This is a genomic window from Exiguobacterium sp. s6 (genome assembly GCF_018618155.1).
In the GTDB taxonomy this organism is placed as follows: domain Bacteria; phylum Bacillota; class Bacilli; order Exiguobacteriales; family Exiguobacteriaceae; genus Exiguobacterium; species Exiguobacterium mexicanum_A.
This window is the reverse complement of sequence record NZ_JACSLN010000001.1, coordinates 1,321,327-1,342,049: the sequence shown is the minus strand read 5'-3', so window position 1 is coordinate 1,342,049 and position 20,723 is coordinate 1,321,327. Positions and strand designations below refer to the sequence as shown.

The following is a 20,723-nucleotide window of genomic DNA, read 5'->3' as shown; positions in this document are numbered from 1 at the left end:
GAGGGACACGAACATAAGGTGGCGAGGGTGTAAAAAAATCGATACTTTTACACCCTACCCATGTATGGTAATTAAATAATCAGGAGGAACATATAATGAAAAAATCAACATTTCAGGTAGCGGGCATGTCTTGTGGATCTTGTATCAATAAGATTGAAGGACACGTTGGAAAGTTAGCGGGTATTGAATCAGTGAAGGTCAATCTTTCGGCGGGAGAGGTGGACGTTCGATGAAAGCCAACTCACACTTTCTGAGATTGAAACCGCAATTCAAGAGACTGGCTACGAGGTAACGGAGGCGACCGTTAAAATCGGTTGTTCTTGCTGCAAGTAATGGAGGTCGAGTGACGGTGCGATCAAGGACTACACAAAGGAGTGTTAAACGTGAAAGACCATGGACATCATCATATGAAGAACTTGACGGGAAATGAAGTGTCTGTAGAAGCTAAATATGAATTCGGGAAAATCAGTATCGAGTTAAAGGATCAACATCAGCAAGCCCCGGAACTCGAAGTCAGCCATGAAAAGGAATTCCATTTGATTCTCGTGAACGAAGACCTAACTGAGTACCGACACCTCCATCCGTTTAAAAAGGGTGAGGGTCGATTCGAGCAACCCGTCCAACTTGAGGCAGGGGCGTATAAACTCTTCGTGGATATTCAGCCTAAGGGACTGGCATATCAAGTGAAGCCGGTTCACTTACAGATTGATCATCAGTCCTCTTCCTCTATCGAATCGTCACTTAAAGTGGATGAGCGTCTGACGAAGACGATCGAAGGTCATACCGTCGAGCTGTCGATTGACTCTTTAAAAGCGCATGTCCCGACTGTCTTCAGCTATGACACCAAAGAAAGTAACCCGGAGCCATACCTTGGAGCACTTGGTCATGTCGTCATCTTGGATGAAGCCGGAGAACAGTTTATCCATGTGCATCCTTCTTCTCATGATACGACGGAATTTGAGACGGTCTTCCATAAACCTGGCCTATACAAGGTCTGGGCCGAATTCCAGTTCCATGGGACTGTGCACACCTATCCTTTCGTCATTCGTGTCTCAGATTGACCATGAGCGACCCATGGTTCCTCGTTGGGTCGCTTTCCTGTAATCGTTGTAAGCATAATTTTCGAAGGAGAGGACTCAGATGATAGAAAGTGAGCGGCTGGACACTCATGGTGATCGAAAAACCAAGATGAAATTCATCCTTCTACTCGCGTTACCAGCGGTTGCCGAGAATTTTTTCCAAACGTTGCTCGGATTTGTCGATACGCTGTTCGTCTCAAGAATCGGCCTAGCAGAAGTGTCAGCGGTAGGAGTGACGAATGCCGTCCTCGCCATCTACTTAGCTGTCTTTATGGCAATCGGTGTGGCAGTAAACGTTTATGTCGCCAATAACTTAGGCGCAGAACGAATCGAGCGCGCGAGACATATCGCGCAGCAGGCCATCGTCCTATCTGTCGTGGTCGGGGTGACCTTTGGGGTCGTGACGCTATTTTTCGCTGAGCCTCTCCTGCGGTTGATGGGGGTGGAGAATGACGTTTTAGAAGCTGGTAGCACCTACTTCAAAATTGTCGGGATCCCATCGATCGTGATGGCATTGATGTTTGTGCTCAGTAGTATCTTACGAGGTGCGGGAGATACAAAATCACCGATGAAGGTGAGTATCGTCATCAATGTCGTCAATATTGTGCTCGACTATATGTTGATTTTCGGTTTTTGGATCATCCCCGAACTTGGTCTCGTCGGAGCGGCACTCGCGACCGTCATCGCCCGGCTCGTCGGGACGCTCTTATTGATGAACTATATTCGTAAGACGGAAGTCATCGCCTTCAGGAAAGATTTCTGGAGACCGGATCTCGAACACCAGTTGGAGCTCGTGAACCTTGGAAGCCCGGCGGCTATCGAGCGATTGGTCATGAGAGCCGGACAGATCGTGTATTTCGGATTCATCGTGGTACTCGGGACGAACACCTTCGCCGCGCATCAAATTGCAGGGAATCTAGAGGTGTTCTCTTATATGTTGGCATATGGTTTCGCGACAGCAGCAACCATTCTCGTCGGTCGCAACATCGGAGCGGGAGACCACGAGACCGCCAAAGAATATGCCAGATTGAGCACGTTCATGGCGATGGGCTTCATGTCCTTATTCGGGGTTGTCTTATTCTTCTTCGGAGGATGGGCAGGTTCACTTTTCACCGACGATCCCCAAGTCATCAAAGACATCGATGTCGCGTTAAAAATAGCAGCGGTCTTCCAGCCTTTCCTAGCAGTTGTCCTTGTATTGACCGGTGGATTCCAAGGAGCGAACAATACGAAGTTTCCAATGTATCTGACCACGATCGGTATGTGGGTGATCCGGACTGGGGCAGTATATGTATTGGCGATTCAGATGCAGATGGGCATTGCAGGAGTGTGGATCGCCATCGGTCTAGACATCGTCTTTAAGGCGATCGTCCTTTGGATTCAATTCAGCCGAGGGCGTTGGATTGTAGTGGAATCCGAACCGCAGAAGCCCTGTCATCCCAAAACTAAGCATGAAGACGTGCGATGTATAAATAATTATTAACACTTGACTGAAATTGTAGGAAAGAGCAAAGTTGTTCTTTCCTTTTATCTTTTCTGAAAAAGTTATTAAAGGAGCCCGTCACGCCGATCTAAAGAAATCGAATCAGTGGTGAAAAACACACATATGTCATGCGGCCTATAGCTGCTCGATTATAAAAAATGGATATTTTTTTGTTCAGTATAGAAAAAACCTGGTCTTCGTCAAAAAGAACCAGGTAATTAAGAAAGTTATTGTTTATTCAAATCCATATTAGTTGTCAGTCGATGAATATGAACGGCTAGATAAGCTAGTTCCTCATTAGGAATTGTCACACCGTGCAACTGTTTAAGGTAGTCCCGTACTTTGAATGAACCATTCATGGCCTTTGGGTAGATGTTCGCAATCTGTTCAAATAGTTGATCGGATTCTTCATTCAATATTTTTCCAGCATAAAAGCGTTCAGCGAAATATTTCACATGTGTGATGAATCATGAATAATGAATATCTTCTTCATCGGTTTCAATATTGTAAGCATATCGAATAAGGTTCACAATACTCCCAATCATCTTGGCGTAGCGCATGCCATCACGTGTTTCTTCTCTTTCTCCTTGCGCGTTGATAATATGAAAAGCAATATTGGCTGCCTCTTTAATAGGCAGTTCGATTTTAAATCGTTCATTCATGAGATTAACCGCATAACTTCCAATCTTGAATTCCTGTGGATAATAGTTTCGAATTTCCCAAAATACTCGGTTGCTGATAGTAATACCTTTATAATAACGTTTTACCGCAAAGTGAAGGTGGTCTGTCAGTGTTAAAAAGATACCGGCATTGAGCTTTGTAGCTAGCTTTTCCTCAGCATATGCAACGATTTCTCGAGTGAACTCGACGAATTCAGGAGGAATTTCAGTCACCAGTCCTATGAACTCTTTAATACGGACATCGTCAGCGGGTATGAACATTTGGGAGGCTTCAGGTGGAGCGACAACATTTCCGATTTTCTGCCCGAAACCAATTCCTTTTCCAATTAAAATGTACTCAAGCTTTGATTTGTCCTCGACAATCACGACACTTGAATTTAATACTTTTTTGATACGAATCATTCCATACCTCCGTCTTAATTCAAGTCAGATCATCTCCATTTGAAGCTATGACTTTTTTATACCAGTAGAACGAATCTTTTTTAATCCGTTCTAGGGTCCCGTTCCCTTCGTCGTCCAAGTCTACATAGATGAACCCATACCGTTTCTTCATTTCTCCCGTACTGGCTGCAATCAGATCGATTGGACCCCATGCCATATAGCCAAGTAACGGAACCCCGTCAATCGCGACTGCTTTTTTCATTTCTTCGATATGACTCCGAAGATAGGCGATACGATAGTCATCATGTACTTTCTTGTCCGGCGTGAGCGTGTCAACGGCCCCAAGACCGTTTTCAACAATCATAAGTGGTAACTGATATCGATCATACAAGTAATTTAAGGAATAGCGTAAACCTTTCGGATCGATACTCCATCCCCATTCACTTTGCTCCACATGCTGGTTTTTATAGCCTGTCTTCACGCCATTCAAACCAGAGAATTCGAGAGGCGACTCCTTGACGATAACGTGAGTTAAGTAATAGCTATATGAAATAAAATCAACAGGACCACGATACAATGTATCGGCGTCTCCTTCTTCAAACGGCAAAGAGATATTCTCGCGCTCTAATTCTTTTTTAATGTAGTTCGGATATTTGCCACGACAAAGTACTTCACAGTAGTACTGCATTTTATGCATGAATTCCTCAGTTCGTTGGACGTCATCTGGGTCTGGGGAGTTTGGATATGCGAAGTGGCCATTATACATCATCCCCACTTTGTTCTCTGAATCAATTTCATGGGCAAGTGTCACGGCTTTGGCATTCGCCAACATCTGATGGAATGCACCGATAAACTGTGATTCTTTCGTTGAAGAAGGGATTCCTCCCCCCATCCATGGTTTTGTCGACATGACATTGATTTCATTAAAAGGAATCCAATATCGGACTTTACCTTTATATCGAGTAAACATGGTTTCGCAGTAGTGAAGGAAGAAGTCGACCACATCACGATGAAGCCAGGGGCCATATTTCTGTAATCCTAGCGGAGTCTCGAAATGAAGAGAATCATGAAGAAGCACCATCTCCAGTGTCGGATCAAACCCAAACGAAAATGGAAGTCTCAGGGTGAGAGTATCGTCATCGCCCCTGACCTTCTCAAGCGAGACTTCACTGCCAGTAGACCGAATAAGAAGTGGGTGACGGACATCACCTACATCCAATACGGGGGCACGACGAAGTACCTCTCCACGATCATCGACCTATTCAACAATGAGATTGTTGCCTATAAGCTATACGATCATCAACAGACGCCCCTCGTCATCGATACGTTAAGGATGGCGTTGGAGAGTCGGAACAATCCCGAAGGGGTTATCATCCATTCAGATCAAGGAAGTGTCTATACATCATATGCCTTTCAAGATTTCGTAAAGAGGAAGTATCTGACGAGCAGCATGTCTCGAAGAGGCAACTGTTGGGATAATGCGGTGATCGAATCGTTTCATTCGAACTTGAAGTCTGAGGTGTTCCAGTACGTCAAGTTCAACTCGTTAAGCGACTATGAAGTGCGTGAGCGGGTGAATAATTACTTAACTTACTACAACGAAGAACGTATCCAAGAAAAATTAGGCTACCTCACACCGATAAAATATGGTGTGGCGGTAGCCTAATCAAGGTATTTTTATTAGTGTCTCATACAGCTAGGTCAGTCTAATCTTTTCTTTTTTTTTAGGTTACAAATAGTTCATTGGGTTGACACTATTCGCTGCAGAATAACTGCTGTATTTATAACTGTTTTTATGAATCTCAAAGTGCAAATGATTTCCGAACGAGTTTCCTGTATTCCCAACTGTTCCAATCTTCATACCTTTAGAGACTGTCTGACCATTTTTTACCGAAAGGCTGTTCATATGAGCATAAACGGTTACGTATTTTTGATTCTGTAGACTATGTGAAATCATAACGTGTTTACCGTATGCACCGCTGTTTTTAGATGTAATGACTTTTCCACTGGCAGAAGCGTAGACGGGTGTGCCTTTTGCTGCAGCTAGATCAACGCCATTATGGAATGTATAACCGTAAGCACCATTAGAGTTTCCGTATCCTTGGGTCAGCCGACCTTCTGTAGGAGAAGCAAAAAGAGAGTTATTATATGATGTTTTTTTGGCAACGTGGCTCTTATATTTTTTTAGGTAAGAACTATAGATATACCGTGTGTTTCCTTTGTAAAGGACTTTTGTCCAAGCTCCTTTTTTTCCTAAATAAGAAAAGGTCTGCCCAGTGTTAGTGATGCCGACAATTTTGTGATTGAGAGAAGGACCAGTCCGAACACGAAGATCGTCTGTCTTCACTTTTACGTTATATGCACTACTTGCTTCGACTTTTGGACTATGCATCGAAAAAGTTGTTGTGAGTAAGACACTAGAAGCGATAAGTATTACCTTGTTTTTCATTAGTTGTACTCCTTTAAAGATAAAGATACAGTGACGAACGATTTGTTAAAAGGAGTATAGCATCACTATATTACAAAAAAGTATATCAAATTCATTTCAAAAATTGACAAGAGATTTAATCAAAAAATGCATAGTTTTTTCACAAACGGATTTTATGATAAAAATTAAACACATTTCTTTTTTATAAGACGGTTTGTCAAATTAAGCGCAACACTTCCTCGGTGAAGGCCTCGTGTGCGGTTTTCCAGTCCAGGCACTTTCTCGGTCGCCCGTTGATCTTGGCCAGCGCATCCGCGAGTTCACCGTCACCGACCTGCGCGAAGTCCGTTCCTTTCGGGAAGAACTCGCGGAGGAGCCCGTTGGCGTTCTCGTTGCTCCCCCGTTGCCACGATGAGTTACGGGTCGGCGAAATACATCGGCACGCCGAGCGACGCCTGGATGCGCTCGTGACCGCTGAACTCCTTGCCCCGGTCCGTCGTCGCCGTCTCGAACGTGCCTTCCGGGAAGGCACCGTGCACCGCATGGATCGCCCCCTCCATCGAGGCCGCGGTGCGGTCCGCGATTGGCAGGGCGAGATAGAACCGGCTCTTCCGCTCGATGAACGTCGCGACGCACGCCTTCGATTTCCCACGTCCGGAGACGACGGTGTCGAGCTCCCAATGCCCGAATGTCCGGCGACCCCTGACCTCTGGAGGTCGTTTCGAGATGGGGAGACCGACGTTGATGCGACCGCGCGTCTCGGTCGGCTTTTGACGTTTCCCCTTCTGGCGGAGCACGGTCACGGGCACGTCGATCCGTCCCGCATAGATCCAGCGGTAGATGGTGGAGAAGGCAATTTTTCCTGCGTAGAGGCGGCCGACGATCTGTTCTGGTGACCAGGTCGCACGCAGCTTCTCGACGATCGTCCGGCGCATCGTGTCGTCGAGCTTCGTCTTGACGCCGCAATGGGTTTTCGCCTTCTCGTAGCGTTTCTGCGCACGTCCTGACTCGTAGCCGGGGTTCCGTCTGATCTCCCGCGAGACGGTCGAGGGCTGTCGCCCGATCCGTCTCGCGATGGACCGGATGGACATCCCGAGCTCCAGATAGGTCTCTATTTTCACGCGCACCGTTGTGGTAAGATGGGTGTAGCTCTTAGCGATTCCTCCGTCTGAATGTTTGTGTCGTAACTTCATTCTAAACGAGGCCATCGCTGTGGGCTTTTTTTTGCGTTCACGTTCAGATGTTGCACTTAATTTTATAATTCATCATAAAAAAGGGGTTTCCAGATAATCGGAAACCCCTTTTGCTTTTTATTCTTTCACTCGCATCAGCCGTAAACTGTTTAACGCGACTAGAAGGGTAGCGCCCATATCCGACATGATGGCGATCCACAGGGTCAGCCAACCCGGAATGACCAATAGCAGTGCAATCACTTTGATGCCGATGGCGAACGTAATGTTCGCTTTGATGATATTCAGGGATTTCCGGCTCAATTTCACCGTGAATGGCAGCTTGCTCAAATCGTCGCCCATCAAAGCGACATCCGCCGTTTCCAAAGCGGTATCCGTTCCGGCTCCGCCCATGGCAATCCCGACCGTAGAAGCGGCGAGTGCCGGCGCGTCGTTCACGCCGTCTCCAATCATCGCCACCTTGCCGTACTCGGCCCGTAAGCGTTTGATGACATTCAATTTGTCCTCCGGCATCAGCTCGGCCTGGATTTCGGTGACGCCGACCTCTCGGCCGATGGCCTGACCGGTCGCTTTGTTGTCACCCGTCAGCATGATCGTCTTCTTGATGCCCATGTCGTGCAGCTTCTGGATGACTTCCTTGCTGGAGTCCCGGACTTCATCGGCCACGGCGATGACCGCCAGGATGTTTTGTTCCGTTCCGATGATCATGGCCGTCTTGCCCTGATTTTGAAGAGCTGTGACATTTTGTTCCAAGTTCTTATCCGCACTTGCGGCGCCCAGCTCGTTGAAGAGGATCGGGCTGCCGATATAGTACGTGATTCCTTCTACGGTTCCTTTAATCCCTTTGCCCGTAATGGAAGAGAAGTCCTCGACCAAGACCGAAGAATATGAAATGTTCTCTGCGTCCGCTTTTTTCATGATGGCGGAGGCAAGGGGGTGCTGCGAGCGGTACTCCAGCGCAGTCACGATGGAAAGCAGCTCTTTTTCGTTTACTTGCTTGTTCATGACTTCAAAATCCGTTACGACGGGAACCCCTTTGGTCAGGGTGCCGGTCTTGTCAAATGCGATGGCCTTCAGCGCACCCATTTCCTCCAAGTACACGCCGCCTTTGATCAGCACGCCTTTTTTCGCGGCATTCCCGATGGCGGACACGATTGAAATCGGCGTCGAAATGACCAAAGCACACGGGCATCCTACGACTAGCACAGCCAATCCTTGGTAGACCCAGGTTTCCCAGCTGGCATCAAACAGAATGGGAGGAACGATGGCTACAAGCGCAGCAACGACCATGATAATCGGTGTATAATATTTGGCAAATTTATCGACAAACGCCTGCGAAGGAGCCCGTTCGCCTTGTGCTTCCTCAACCAGGTGGATGATTTTCGCAATGGTTGTGTCTTCAACCAACTTCGTGACTTTGACTTCGAGCAAGCCTTCTTCATTCAGCGTGCCCGCGAAGACGTCATCGTTCACCGTTTTGGCGACCGGCACGGATTCCCCGGTGATGGCCGCCTGATTGACCGCCGAATACCCGTTGGTCACCGTGCCGTCCATCGCAATCTTCTGTCCCGGTCTGACAATCATGGTGTCGCCCACCACAATGTCGTCTACCGAAATTAACTGTTCTTGGCCATTCCGCCGGACCAGTGCCTCTTTCGGAGCGATGTCCATCAACGAACGGATGGATTGTCTCGCCCGGTCCATGGAATAGCGTTCCAGTGCTTCACTGATCGCAAAGAGGATGACCACGATAGACGCTTCCGCCCATTCGCCGATAAAAGCCGCCCCGATGACGGCAACGGTCATGAGGGTTTTCATGTCGAAATCCAGGCGTATTAAATTCTGGAAACCGACTTTGAAGAGCGAGTACCCACCAATGACAATCGCCGCCACAAACAGGAGCGACGTCATCAGGTTGTCTTCGCCATTGACGAACTGGGAAATGTAGCCGAACACGATCAAGAGGGTGGAGTAGAGCAAGGTGCTGTGCTTTTGGTAGAACGGCACTTTCTTCTCTGTTCGAGCTGGCGCTTTTTCGGTTCCGGTATTCGTGATAGCTGGACGTCCTGTAATTTCAGGCGCCACCTTCAAGTTTTCAAACGCACCGGCTTTCTCCAATTCGTCGATGGTCGCTGCCCCGTAAACGGAAATTTTTGAAGCCCCGAAGTTCACTTTGGCATCCTGGACACCGGGGATCTGCTTGACGTTGTTCTCAAACTTCCCGGCGCAGTTCGCGCATGTAAAGCCTTCGACCCGGAAGACATTTTTGTCTTCGACGGTCACTTCAGGAGCCGCCTGGCGTTTCGGTTTTTCCGGTGCGACCTTCAAATTCTCGAAAGCGCCGGCTTTTTCCAGTTCCTCGACCGTCGCCTCGCCGTAGACCGCAATTTTCGAAGCCCCAAAGTTCACTTTGGCATCCTGGACACCGGGAATCTGTTTGACGTTCTTCTCGAATTTCCCGGCGCAATTCGCACACGAAAAGCCCTCAACCCGGTAGACCGTTTTGTCTTCTGTTTCCTTCGTTTTTTCAACCAACGGAAACAACCTCCTTCTGATGGATGAAGGCCACTTGCACCAAGTGTTTCACATGCGCGTCATCCAGTGAGTAGTAGACCAACTTGCCTTCCTTGCTGTATTTCGCCAACCCCATATTATTCAGTAGTCGCAGGTGGTAGGAGGCGGTTGCGGTAGATGAACCGATGATATTCGCAACGTCACACACACACAGTTTGTCCTCCAGCGATAAGGCGTAGGCGATCTTGATACGCGTATCGTCCGACAACGCCTTGAAGATCTTCGCCACTTCCAATGGATTTTGTTCAGACAGTTGCTGCTGGACTCGTTCCACCTTTTCTTCATCTACACAGACCACATCACAAATCTCTTTTGCCATTTTCATTCACTCCTTTTTCTCACTTCTGTTTACTCATTCGTTTTTTCAAGTAAGTGATTTTCTTCTATATAAAACAAAGAGTGCAAAGAATCACTTCAACTCACCAATCCCCAAAGGAATCGGAAAGTCCCATTCTCCGCCATAATCAAGATGCCGAGCCCGATGAAGACAATCGGCACAATCCACCGTTCCCAATTTTCTATCGTTTCAGAAATCGTTTTAACGGCTGCCAACCGGTAACTGAGGTAACACAAGACGGCGACCAGGATGGCAAAGACAACCAGCATCACCACAGTTTCACTTGGATTCAAGGTTGAAAAGTAGGGTATGTAGACGCCAATGTTGTCGCCGCCAGCCGCCAGGGTAATGACTGTAATGGTGACAAACAAGCGATTGGGGTTTCCGGAAGACAAACGGGACAGGAGATTCTCTTCGTCGTCCTCGTCTTCTTCTCGCTTCCAGACCCGGATGCCCAGGTAAATCGGAATGAGCCCTAGCAAGCCCACCCAGTGGGACGGCACAAGCGTCAGGCTGTACGCAGCCAACAGGCTGACGCCCACCAAGATGGCTGTTCCTAGGTATTGTCCGATGACAATGGATTTTAACTGGCCTTTTTTCATCGTTTGTGAAAACAGGATCAGCAAAATAATGACGTAATCAATGCTGGTCGCCACATAAGCGGCAACCGCGGTAAAAATCGTGGTTAACAGCACCCTCATCTCCTTTACGGATATCCTAGTGTGAAGTGATACCCTCTGATAGTTATACATTCAAACAAACGTTTGATTAATGCAAGTGTACAAAGATTTCGCTAGATTGTCAATTATATATTCAAATGATTGTTTTAATGTTTGGGCATGCTTGTTAGAATGAACAGGGAGCGACAAGTGGCAAGGCAAATTGAAATTTAGTATGGCCAATGCCTGCATGTCTTGTTAAGCATTCTATCTTTAGAAGAGCTAAAAATGGTATAGAAGAGGCTCATCACCATAAGGCGTGGTTGACGCATAAAATCCATCAGATTTTGAATTGAACATAGAAAAAAAGCGAAAACCCCGGTATCGTAATTGTTGCCTAGACAAACCACGATTGGAGTTTTCGCTTTGTCCCAACAGTTTATCAAATTACTTCTTCCACTTCCAGACCTTTTTCAGATCCAGATGTCTTCAGACGAAGAACCGAACGTTTTCCCGGTCATCCCGGATCGACACGACATCCCTTGCCCGCTTTGCCAGAGAAAGACAGTCCTGCATTCGAAAAGGCGACGTCGCTTCCGACACGGTCACGCATGGAACGTCGGTATACTTTGGATTGAGCTGGATATCCCACGTCAAAGATGCTTCTCTTGTGATTTGACGTTCGTGTATGACTACGGTCTCGGGCTCGTCCGCACCTCCACCGAGGTGTTCCGGAAAGGCATCGCAGAACGTTGCCACGGTAGGACGATCTCAGATGTAGCGCGTGAATACGGATTACCTTACACGACGGTGGAACGATTGTTTTATCGGTACGCCTCAGTAGAGACAGAGAAGCATACGACAGACGTCCTCATCGACGAGTTCGCCACACGAAAAGGACATCACTATGCGACAATCGCCCTCGATGCGGAGAGTGGTCGGCTCCTGTCCATTGTCCCGGGAAGGGACGTCACGGCCATCACGGCTGCACTCCAAGGCATAGCCGGAGACATCCGTTCTGTCGTCAGTGACTTTGCACCGACAATGGCGAAGGCCGTCGCACATGTCTTCCCGGATGCGAAACATGTGCTGGATCGTTTCCATCTCATCCAGTTCTTCACGGACGCCCTTCGCCGTCGGCGTCGTTTTTTGAACGAGGTGAAACGTCACCATCATGTCCGTGTGATTGACCGTGCTCTCGCCTGTCGTCCGGAGACGCTGTCCCCCGAAGACCGGGAGGTCGCCGATTCTTGCCTTCGGGAAGATCCGTTCACCCGGGACCTCTATCAAGGACTTCAACATATTCGATATGTGCTGAAGGCCACGTGCCATGGACAGGCGAAACGTCGACTGACCGATTGGTTGGATCGTTATCAGTCCCATCCTTGCGGGCCTCTGGCGAAGATCGCGAAATCGATCCAGAACCGAGAGAAAGCGATGCGTCGAACAATCGTGTCCAGTCTATCGAACGGAAAGATGGAAGGAACGAACAACAAAATCAAGCTTATCAAACGCCGTGGTTATGGCTACCGAAACCTCGAACGTTTCTTTTTGAGATTACGCTTCGAGCTTGGTCGTTAAAATAGCAACCACGTGTTATGGTGATGAGCCAATGATTATAGCGTGTGATAGTTGCGGAAACAAATCGAGGATTCTTCGTTCCATCGCGCTAGGTTTTAAACGGAAATGAATGAAAAAAAGAGCGTTGATGAATCATCAAGCAAGGGGCAAGCGTTCAAATGAGCCTGAAAAAACAACTACACAAGGCGATCCTCTCAAATGACCGAGCGACCGTTCAACGTCTAGTGAAGCCGCTCGCTCACGAAGTGGTGTTAGATACATTTCTTGAAGTTGCGTTTGATACGGATGATTTAGCGGTCTACGAAATCGTATGCGATCAGATTCAAGTTGAGCAGACTGCGGATTGGGAAGAGGCTGCGTCGCTTCTCATGAGCCAACCGTTCTGTCACCATCCTCATGCCTATGAACGGGCCTACGAACATGCGAAACGTGCTGTCGTGCTTGATTCTAGTCGCATAGATCTAAAGGAATACTTGCTCTTTTTCAATGCGATTCCCGACAAATTAATGACGGATGATGAAGCGAACGAATTAGCGACCGAGATTCTAAAGCTGCGGCCAACAAGTCAGGTCGCTAAGATGCATCTTCTGTAAAACGATGACTAGAGTCGTGCTGAATGATTATTCCAAGTGGAAACGTCCAATGATACAATGTGATGTAAGTCATCCCTAGAGGAGGCGACAACATGCGTTGGATGATTCGGCTTGGTTTGACCGCAGTGCTGACAGTAGGAACGGTCTTTATTGGACTTCGTCTCATCAGCTTGTTGATGGAATGGTGGTATGAGCCTCCGACCTCGGGGTTAAAGTTGCGACCGACACCGGCAGAATCTGAGTATTTGATGGAGTCGTCCGAAGGAAAGATGAGGATACCGAAAGAAGAAGAACAGTCTCGTCTGAAACTGGACTATTTGGATTATACGATTGATTCTGTGACTACCGTCATCGAACGAGGCGATGGCCTCTTCTATTGGGTGTTGATACTAGCCTGTGTATTGCTTAGCGTACTGATTTTTGCCGCTAACATTCGTTTTCAGCACCGCAAGCGAGCTGACGAAACAGCTTCGTTCACGACGCGGACGTTCTCGCGTCATTCAGTCCCGAGCTCGATGACGAGTGTCGAAGAACCGGCTTGGACCGGTGTGACGATTCGAGACGCGCTCATCACGTTCAATCAGGCGTTACCGCCGGCGAAGAAATGGTTGCCGACAGAAACGGTTTTAGAGTGGGCACGGCGCATCGAATTGACGGACATCGATTTCAAGCCATATTTGGAAGAGCGCTATGGAATGACAGATTCGGTGACACCGAAAGAAGTTGACCGCTTCCGCAGAAGGCTCGAGCAGTATCAAGACCGTCTAGCTCGTTGAGTAAACGTATAAACGATTCATCGTGTTCGATTGACCAACAAGATAGCAGTGAATATGGGAGGTGAAACTGGATGGAGCTACAAGTTGAGACGTTATTTAAAATGGATAGGCTTAGCATAATTGATGCCGATTTATCAGGTGGTGAAGTGATTGTTCTGGTGGATCAGGATGGCCAGGTCGTCTATTGGAATGAGCGAATGATACGACTGCCGTTTCATTTGAGTTCGCCATTCATCCGTCTACTTGATTCAGAAACGTTTCTCGTCGTCGATGTGACGCACGAAGGTACACCCGGCAACGCCTGGGTTATCGATGGGCGAGGGTCGATACTTCATTCGTTCCATGCGGGCAACGCCATCGGAGCTGTCGCCGTCAACGACACGGGGATTTGGATCGGCTATGCCGATGAAGGGGTGTTCGGGGAAGGGATATCCACCGAGGCACTCGTCTGTTTCTCGAGGACAGGGGAAGTGTTACAACGCTATCAGTCAGATTTTGTACGTCCGCCGACCATTGTCGACTGCGAATTGTTGCAAGCAAATCAAACCGGGGTATGGTTCTGTCCGTCGATTTGGTATGACTTGATTCATGTTGATTTAACCGGTCGACTCAACAAGTATAAGACGCCGAAGCGACTTCACGACAGTTCGGCGCTGACGATTCAAGGACAGGTCGGCTACTTCGTAAAAGACGGGTTGTTGTACAAGTGGCCGTTCGGTGCACGCAAACGCCCTGACGTTGTAGCTGAGTTTTCGGGAACTGCTAGAGGGTTAGGGGAGGGTGAACGGTTCCACTTCATTCAAATCGGTGATTATGAAGTGAGCGGCGTTCAGCTCGTTAACGAGTGATGACGCATATAGGTAGTCGTTGAATCGACTAAGAAGTTACAACTTACAACCGAATGATTTCTCGTGACGATGGACCTTGTCTATAGGTCCTTTTTTACGTTTTACAAACGTTTGGCGCAACAGAATCGTGATCATTATTGAATCAACTTGTCGGAATCAATTCCCTCTTTTTTGTAAATTCAGTATACTCATGTTATTGATGTTAGAAAGAAGGCGATGAGATGAGGCTTGATACGAATCTTTCAGGAATTTCGGTCGAAACGATTGAACAGGTAGAGTAACAAGTGGGGTCACGCTTCCCGGACGGCTTACGTGACGCATGGGGTCATGAGAACAAGTTCGAACTTGGGGATTGGTTCTTTTATCCGATCAAGGACGAGCGGTTTTTCAATAAGACATGGGATGACGTCATTCGAGCCAACGAATTGAAACAAGAGGAGTTACCGCATGGGTTCGTGACGCTTGCGACGAACGGATCCGGTGATGAGCTCGGTTTTTTGAAAGACGACCGGGAGACGATTTACGCCTGGTGGCACGAGATAAATGACCTCGAGGTGGCGGCGCATTCGTTTGAGGCGTTCGTCGAAGTGACGCAGGCGGAAAGCGACGTGCTCGAGACATTTTGCGAACGAGTCGAGAAGAATGGACTCGTCTTCGGATTATCTGCGGATCAAGACGAGGGGTGGGCGTACGCACCATCGCACGTCGAAGACACAGACGTCCTGTTATTCTTTTCGTCACGAGAGCTTGCGCTCGCGTGCCGGGTTAAAGAATGGGCCGACTATCATGTGATCGAGTTGCCGGTCGAGCTATTCCTTGAACGCTGGTTGCCGAACATGTCGGATGATGAGCTGCTGTGCGGCCTCGATTGGTCGAGCGAGCTGGTAGGGTTGGAATATGACCCAGAAACCATTCTAGAGTATTTTGAATAATTTTATTTCAAATACCGCATGTGATATCTTTTTTAAAGAAAACATAGCAACGAATATGATAAATTCTTTTTCTAAAAACGCAATCATATCGACAGAATAATAGCGCTCATCGTGGAAAGCGACGTGGGAGAGGAGAACACATCTTTGAATGATTATAACGTAGGGAATATCTTTGAGCTGTATTCAGGCAACGAGACCCTCTCGGTGGAGCAACAGGCGATGATGGATCCCATCGACGCCTACGTTGAGGCAAACCAGTTCAAACAGCTTGAACATTACCTTCAACAAACCCGAGGCATCGAGCAGATGTTGATTGATCATGTGATGATGGACCCGACCGATAACAGCCGATGGGACATGCTCATCGGGTATGAGTTGATTGATACCATCGAAGATTTTGCCCGGGTGAATAGCTTCGGTCTCACTGCCTATACGTTTCATCCGAATGACCCGTTCTATTTCGCGCTCGCCTTATATTGGACGGGTTGGAATGACTTTGTCATCACAGACGAACACGTCGCCTTAGCAGAGTCGCTCATCGAACAAGGGCCAGAAGAAGTGAGCGGCTTGCTTTGTATTGCGTTGGCGAAGAGAGACATCGATCATTTCGATTATACATATGTTCAACGAGCGATTGAACGATGCCCGTGGGCCGTCGAACCATATATGCGTCTCGGCGAACATCGCTTGCGAGCCCATCCAGCAGAAGGAAAGATGCTTCTACAGCAAGGGCTTGACCGGGTGAAGTATACGTGGGGATTCGATCAAAAGGGGCGCTGGTTCAACACGGGCTCGCAGTATTTTAATCCGACCACGTGGCGACAAGACACAATCGCTGAGCTGCTCGGTCTAAGCATGGACCACGACGAGTATAAAAAATACGAGCGGATCATCAATAAAAGATAGTCACCCTAAAGAACGGAGCATTGGAATGAACACAATCGCATTAGCCAAACCATCAGATTTAACTGCAATTGAACAACTGTATCTCGCTTGTAAAGACGATTTGCTCACCCGACAGATTTTTCAATGGGACGACACGTATCCGAACCGCGCCTATTTTGAGGAATGTATCAAAGACGATTCTGTCTATATCATGAAACACGGTGAGGAGTTGCTCGGAGTCGTTGTACTCGATCAATGGCAGTCGCACGAATGGGAGGCGATTCACTGGCGTCACGACCATCCGCTCGTCATCCATTCCTTAATGGTGCATCCGGAGCGGCAAGGTCAAGGTAGCGGAAAAGCCCTGTTACATGCCTCTGAACAGTTGGCAAAAGCGGAAGGTTACACTAGCATCCGGCTCGACAGCTTCTCAGGAAATGGGGCAGCCTGCAACTTTTACAAACGACACGGCTACGTGGAACGTGGAAACGTCCATTTCGATTCGAAACCGAAAGGGCATGAACGGTATGTCTGTTTTGAAAAAGAACTTGTCTAACGTAATGAAAAAAAGAATGTCGATCGATGAAGGAGGATTTGATGTGAAACAACTCGAAGTGGCTACATTTACGATGACAATCGACGCACCGATTGACCACACGTTCGCTTGTCTCGCAGAAGACGAACATATCATCAAATGGAACGACCATTTGATCGAAAATATTTATGAGGACGGTGACGCCTCACTCGTGACGGGAAAACGGTTCATCTCGGTCCAACAGTTCGAGAAAAAAGAGATTCGGGTCGAATCCGAGTTGACCCATGTCAATCGTCCTCACGAATGCGAGGTGCAGGCGGTGACGAATCAAGGGGTGTCGATTGCGACGTATACGTTGAGCGAGACAACGGACGGGACGGATGTGACGATTCGGATTTCACTCATCCCTTCATCCTGGCTATATGCCCTATATGTGAAGGCGTTCAAATGGGCGATTCGCCTGATTTACGATGAACAGTTTAAACAGTTCCGCATCTACACCGAGGCGAGTGCATCAAAACCGTCACTTGCCCGAGAGGCGGAGTGATTTGCGATGATTGAACCGATTACCTCTTCGACGCGTGACGCGGTCCGTGCATTCTTTATCGATGCCTGGGGCACACCTGAGATGGTGATCTCGACCGGGACGTATGATTGCGCCACGCTTGACGGGTTTGTCTGGTCGGAAACGAACGTCATCATCGGCCTCGTCACGTATGTCATTCGGGAAGACGAGATTGAGATCATCTCGCTCGACAGCCTCCAGGAGAAGCGTGGCATCGGCTCGGCGCTCCTCGATGAAGTGGAGAGAGTGGCCAAGCAACATCAGCTCGAACGGCTGTCGCTCATCACGACGAACGACAACCTGGGAGCGCTCTCCTTTTACCAACGCCGAGGCTGGCGCCTCGCACGGATCATCCCGGGTGCGGTCGATGCGGCCAGGCTACATAAACCGTCGATTCCCGTTATCGGTGAGCACGGCATCCCGCTCCATGACGAAATCGTCCTTAGCAAAATCATCACAACTTAAAGAAAAGAGGGATTTTCCTATGATTCGATTCGGTATTATCGGCACGAACTTTATCACCCGTTCTTTCATTGAAGCGACCCATGAAGTCGAAGGCGCATCCGTGTCCGCCGTCTATTCCCGGACAGACGAGCGCGCGAAAACGTTCGCTGAAGAATTTGATATTCCACATACGTTCACCTCACTCGAGGAGATGGCGTCCAGTGAGTTGATTGATGCGGTATATATCGCGAGCCCGAACTCGCTCCACGCCGAGCAGAGCCTGCTCTTCATCCGCCACGGCAAGCACGTCCTCTGTGAGAAACCGTTCGCCTCGAACGTCGAGGAAGTTAGACAGATGCTTGAGACGGCGCGCGAACATGACGTCGTCTTGCTCGAAGCGCTCCGCAACCTGTTCATGCCGAACTTCGATGTGTTGCGTCAAGAACTCCATCGCGTCGGACCGGTCCGGCGTGTCATCTTGAACAAGTCGCAATACTCGTCACGCTATGACTTGTATAAGCGCGGGGACAACCCGAACACGTTCAATCCCGCCTTCTCGAACGGTTCGCTGATGGACCTCGGCGTCTATTGCCTCGGCCCGGCTTTGAAACTGTTCGGTCGACCGGAGACCGTGCAGGCGAACGCGGTCAAGCTCGAGTCAGGTGTCGACGGCAGTGGTTCGGCCATCTTGTCGTATGACGGCATGGACATCATCGTGCTCCACTCGAAAATCCATGGCACGGACGCCCCATCCGAAATCATTGGGGAAGCGGGGCGCATCGTGATTGACGATATCGGTTCGCTCGACCGCTTGACATTCGTTGGCCGAGACGGGGCGACCGTCGAACTCGGTTTAGAACAGGAAAGCCATATGACGTATGAGATTCAGACGTTCGTGAACATGATTGAAGCAGGGGAGCGGGAGACCGAGGTCCATTCGTTTGCCGATATACTCACACTCGCGGACGTCATGACCGATATCCGGCAGCGCATCGACGTGCGGTACCCGGCTGACGCATAACAAAGAGCCTCGAGCATGTGCTCGGGGCTCTTTTGCACGAAATGAATATTCATTCAAAAAGGATAAATAGTAAGCGAACTGGTGCGACAGTGATTATAATTCGTCAATCTGTGGAGACGTGTCGCTTAAATTTTATACATAATCATCAAGTCAGGTGGTCAAAGATTTATCCGTTGTTCATGCTTTTCTTTAAGCCGCTTTATGTCTTCTCTTGGTGGTAAACCGAACAGTCGTGAGTACTCACGGCTGAATTGTGATGGACTTTCATATCCGACACGGTAGGCCACAGTAGCGGCATCTGAGGTCTCTGATAATAAGAGGCGACGTGCTTCCTGAAGTTTTAATTGTTTTTGGAATTGGATTGGGCTCATTGCCGCCACTTCCTTAAAATGCTTATGAAACGCAGAGACACTCATATTGGCTGTTTCTGCAAGTTGATCCACCCGAAGAGGTTTATCATAGTTGGTCATAATGAGTTGAATGGCATTTTTAATGTGATGGGCACTGTTGCCTTTCACTACAATGTTCTCGATCGTGTTTCCATGCTCCCCCGTCAGGACTTTATAAATGATTTCTTTTGTGTACAAGGGGGCAAGCATTGGAATATCGTCCGGGGTGTCCAGTAGTCGGACCAATCGCAAGACGGCATCGAACAAAGAAAAATTTAGTCGGCTAACAAACATTCCCCGTTCCGAACTCGCTTCTGATAAAGGTGAGACATTCGCATTATCTAAAACCTCGAGGATTTCATTAGTTTTTAGTTCTAAGATGAGGCCTAAATAGGGGCTTTCAAGTGATGTCTCGATCAGCTGGCTTGTTGCCGGCAAGTCGACAGAGGAGACCAGGTAATCCCCAGGTCCGTATCTAAAGTCTTCCATCCCTACTGATACTTCTTTCACCCCTTGAGCCGTAATACAAAGCGATGGCCTATAGACCCCGTAATTAAGATCTTTCTCGATTGGACGTCGAACAAAAGACAACGATGGAATAACAGTCTCATGAATACCATTCGTCCCCGTATGACGTTCAATGATACTTGCCAGTTCTGCTTGCTGAATGGATGGTTGATCTCGCATGAATTTTCTCCTTCTCCCCATGGTTTGTACGCTTATTGTAATTTGAAGAATATAGTTCTGTAAATGAAACGAAAGAGGATTAAGCAAACATCGAATAGGAATAGACAAGGGGTTTCTTTAATACTTACGTATAATGAGATTACACCTTCAAATGTATCGAGGAGCTATCGGTATTTCTAGTGTTCTTCACATAGAGTGAAGGCGGGGGAAGAAAAACACCGAGAAAGGGAGTGATCCGAATATGGAACAAGCAATCATAGCTCTTTCAAAGAACAAGTGGGAATGGATGATCGAGAGACAACTAGATGATTTACGTCATCTCTTTCACGAGAAAGCAGTTTTTGTACACATGGGGGCTACATTTTCTAAAGATGAAGAAATAGACGTAATTCATAGCGGCTCTATTATTTATAAGGACATAGACATTCAAGAAACGTCTGTCCAATTAATCGGTGAAACGGCCATCCTTCTGAACAAAGTAAAGTTACAGGCGATCGTAGGAGGAAATACCGTGACGAATCCGTTTGTGGTCACTGAGGTGTATGTGAGACAGAAAGAACAATGGCAGTTGGCATCGATGTCTTTCACACGGTTGTTGTCGCCATAAACGTACCACTGAATAGACGTTAGAACGTTCAACATGACACTGGTTTTTA

General features: G+C 48.0%; 21 protein-coding genes and 2 pseudogenes. 15 read left to right on the top strand and 8 right to left on the bottom strand.

Features of this window, described 5'->3' with window-relative positions; all coding sequences use genetic code 11:
- The first annotated feature begins 95 nt into the window (after window positions 1-95).
- The 3 genes from KNP75_RS15820 (at window position 96) to KNP75_RS06925 (ending at window position 2,562) form a co-directional block, all read left to right on the top strand.
- Window positions 96-233, top strand: a complete 138-nt coding sequence (locus KNP75_RS15820; RefSeq protein WP_353048059.1) for a heavy-metal-associated domain-containing protein — start codon at window positions 96-98, stop codon at window positions 231-233.
- A 150-nt stretch (window positions 234-383) separates the two neighbouring features.
- Window positions 384-1,061 (top strand): hypothetical protein, encoded by a 678-nt coding sequence (locus tag KNP75_RS06930; protein WP_235420268.1) that lies wholly within the window; start codon window positions 384-386, stop codon window positions 1,059-1,061.
- Window positions 1,062-1,140: 79 nt separating this feature from the next.
- Window positions 1,141-2,562, top strand: a complete 1,422-nt coding sequence (locus tag KNP75_RS06925) for an MATE family efflux transporter (RefSeq protein ID WP_034781866.1) — start codon at window positions 1,141-1,143, stop codon at window positions 2,560-2,562.
- 227 nt (window positions 2,563-2,789) lie between these two features.
- On the opposite strand, the pseudogene KNP75_RS06920 reads toward KNP75_RS06925, so the two are convergent.
- Window positions 2,790-3,644, bottom strand: a pseudogene (locus KNP75_RS06920) (PRD domain-containing protein).
- 19 nt (window positions 3,645-3,663) lie between these two features.
- Window positions 3,664-4,704, bottom strand: coding sequence for a glycoside hydrolase family 1 protein (locus KNP75_RS06915; RefSeq protein WP_214755135.1), 1,041 nt, complete (start codon window positions 4,702-4,704; stop codon window positions 3,664-3,666).
- Between KNP75_RS06915 and KNP75_RS06910 the strand changes: the two genes are divergently transcribed.
- Complete coding sequence (locus KNP75_RS06910) at window positions 4,690-5,289, top strand: IS3 family transposase (RefSeq protein WP_051627790.1); 600 nt, start codon at window positions 4,690-4,692, stop codon at window positions 5,287-5,289. The two genes, KNP75_RS06915 and KNP75_RS06910, sit on opposite strands and share 15 nt — an antisense overlap.
- 63 nt (window positions 5,290-5,352) lie before the next feature.
- Here the strand turns inward: KNP75_RS06910 and KNP75_RS06905 are convergent, their stop codons facing one another.
- The 5 genes and pseudogenes from KNP75_RS06905 to KNP75_RS06885 all read right to left on the bottom strand — a co-directional run bounded on the left by KNP75_RS06905 (window position 5,353) and on the right by KNP75_RS06885 (window position 10,844).
- Window positions 5,353-6,072 (bottom strand): peptidoglycan DD-metalloendopeptidase family protein, encoded by a 720-nt coding sequence (locus tag KNP75_RS06905; protein ID WP_029336161.1) that lies wholly within the window; start codon window positions 6,070-6,072, stop codon window positions 5,353-5,355.
- Window positions 6,073-6,268: 196 nt separating this feature from the next.
- Window positions 6,269-7,244, bottom strand: a pseudogene (locus tag KNP75_RS06900) (IS30 family transposase).
- A gap of 117 nt (window positions 7,245-7,361) precedes the next feature.
- Complete coding sequence (locus KNP75_RS06895) at window positions 7,362-9,776, bottom strand: heavy metal translocating P-type ATPase (protein ID WP_215190100.1); 2,415 nt, start codon at window positions 9,774-9,776, stop codon at window positions 7,362-7,364.
- On the bottom strand, window positions 9,769-10,134 hold the full coding sequence (locus KNP75_RS06890; RefSeq protein WP_029595499.1) for an ArsR/SmtB family transcription factor: 366 nt from the start codon (window positions 10,132-10,134) through the stop codon (window positions 9,769-9,771). The genes KNP75_RS06895 and KNP75_RS06890 overlap by 8 nt, the downstream gene beginning before the upstream one ends.
- 95 nt (window positions 10,135-10,229) lie before the next feature.
- Window positions 10,230-10,844: a CadD family cadmium resistance transporter gene (locus KNP75_RS06885; protein ID WP_029595498.1), complete on the bottom strand. Its 615-nt coding sequence runs from the start codon at window positions 10,842-10,844 to the stop codon at window positions 10,230-10,232.
- A gap of 393 nt (window positions 10,845-11,237) precedes the next feature.
- Between KNP75_RS06885 and KNP75_RS06880 the strand changes: the two genes are divergently transcribed.
- The 10 genes from KNP75_RS06880 (at window position 11,238) to KNP75_RS06835 (ending at window position 18,991) form a co-directional block, all read left to right on the top strand.
- Window positions 11,238-12,392, top strand: coding sequence for an ISL3 family transposase (locus KNP75_RS06880; protein WP_214800016.1), 1,155 nt, complete (start codon window positions 11,238-11,240; stop codon window positions 12,390-12,392).
- Between the two features lie 158 nt (window positions 12,393-12,550).
- The gene (locus KNP75_RS06875; RefSeq protein ID WP_051627722.1) at window positions 12,551-12,985 is read left to right on the top strand and encodes a hypothetical protein; all 435 of its coding nucleotides are present in this window, start codon (window positions 12,551-12,553) and stop codon (window positions 12,983-12,985) included.
- Between the two features lie 92 nt (window positions 12,986-13,077).
- Window positions 13,078-13,761: a hypothetical protein gene (locus KNP75_RS06870; protein ID WP_131472747.1), complete on the top strand. Its 684-nt coding sequence runs from the start codon at window positions 13,078-13,080 to the stop codon at window positions 13,759-13,761.
- Between the two features lie 71 nt (window positions 13,762-13,832).
- Window positions 13,833-14,609, top strand: coding sequence for a hypothetical protein (locus tag KNP75_RS06865; RefSeq protein WP_131472745.1), 777 nt, complete (start codon window positions 13,833-13,835; stop codon window positions 14,607-14,609).
- A 284-nt stretch (window positions 14,610-14,893) separates the two neighbouring features.
- Window positions 14,894-15,541: a DUF2750 domain-containing protein gene (locus KNP75_RS06860; protein WP_215190099.1), complete on the top strand. Its 648-nt coding sequence runs from the start codon at window positions 14,894-14,896 to the stop codon at window positions 15,539-15,541.
- 144 nt (window positions 15,542-15,685) lie between these two features.
- Entirely contained in the window at window positions 15,686-16,447 is a 762-nt protein-coding gene (locus KNP75_RS06855; RefSeq protein ID WP_214797470.1) for a hypothetical protein, read from the top strand.
- A gap of 25 nt (window positions 16,448-16,472) precedes the next feature.
- A complete protein-coding gene (locus KNP75_RS06850; protein ID WP_215190098.1) occupies window positions 16,473-16,982 on the top strand; it encodes a GNAT family N-acetyltransferase in 510 nt (169 codons plus the stop codon).
- A 43-nt stretch (window positions 16,983-17,025) separates the two neighbouring features.
- Complete coding sequence (locus KNP75_RS06845; RefSeq protein ID WP_215190097.1) at window positions 17,026-17,508, top strand: SRPBCC family protein; 483 nt, start codon at window positions 17,026-17,028, stop codon at window positions 17,506-17,508.
- A 6-nt stretch (window positions 17,509-17,514) separates the two neighbouring features.
- The gene (locus tag KNP75_RS06840; RefSeq protein WP_131472737.1) at window positions 17,515-17,991 is read left to right on the top strand and encodes a GNAT family N-acetyltransferase; all 477 of its coding nucleotides are present in this window, start codon (window positions 17,515-17,517) and stop codon (window positions 17,989-17,991) included.
- A gap of 19 nt (window positions 17,992-18,010) precedes the next feature.
- A complete protein-coding gene (locus KNP75_RS06835; protein ID WP_215190096.1) occupies window positions 18,011-18,991 on the top strand; it encodes a Gfo/Idh/MocA family protein in 981 nt (326 codons plus the stop codon).
- A gap of 158 nt (window positions 18,992-19,149) precedes the next feature.
- Here the strand turns inward: KNP75_RS06835 and KNP75_RS06830 are convergent, their stop codons facing one another.
- Window positions 19,150-20,067, bottom strand: a complete 918-nt coding sequence (locus KNP75_RS06830) for an AraC family transcriptional regulator (RefSeq protein ID WP_029595488.1) — start codon at window positions 20,065-20,067, stop codon at window positions 19,150-19,152.
- Window positions 20,068-20,308: 241 nt separating this feature from the next.
- Here KNP75_RS06830 and KNP75_RS06825 point away from each other — a divergent pair, with 241 nt between their 5' ends.
- Window positions 20,309-20,674, top strand: a complete 366-nt coding sequence (locus tag KNP75_RS06825) for a nuclear transport factor 2 family protein (protein ID WP_058763636.1) — start codon at window positions 20,309-20,311, stop codon at window positions 20,672-20,674.
- The last annotated feature ends 49 nt before the right edge of the window (window positions 20,675-20,723 follow it).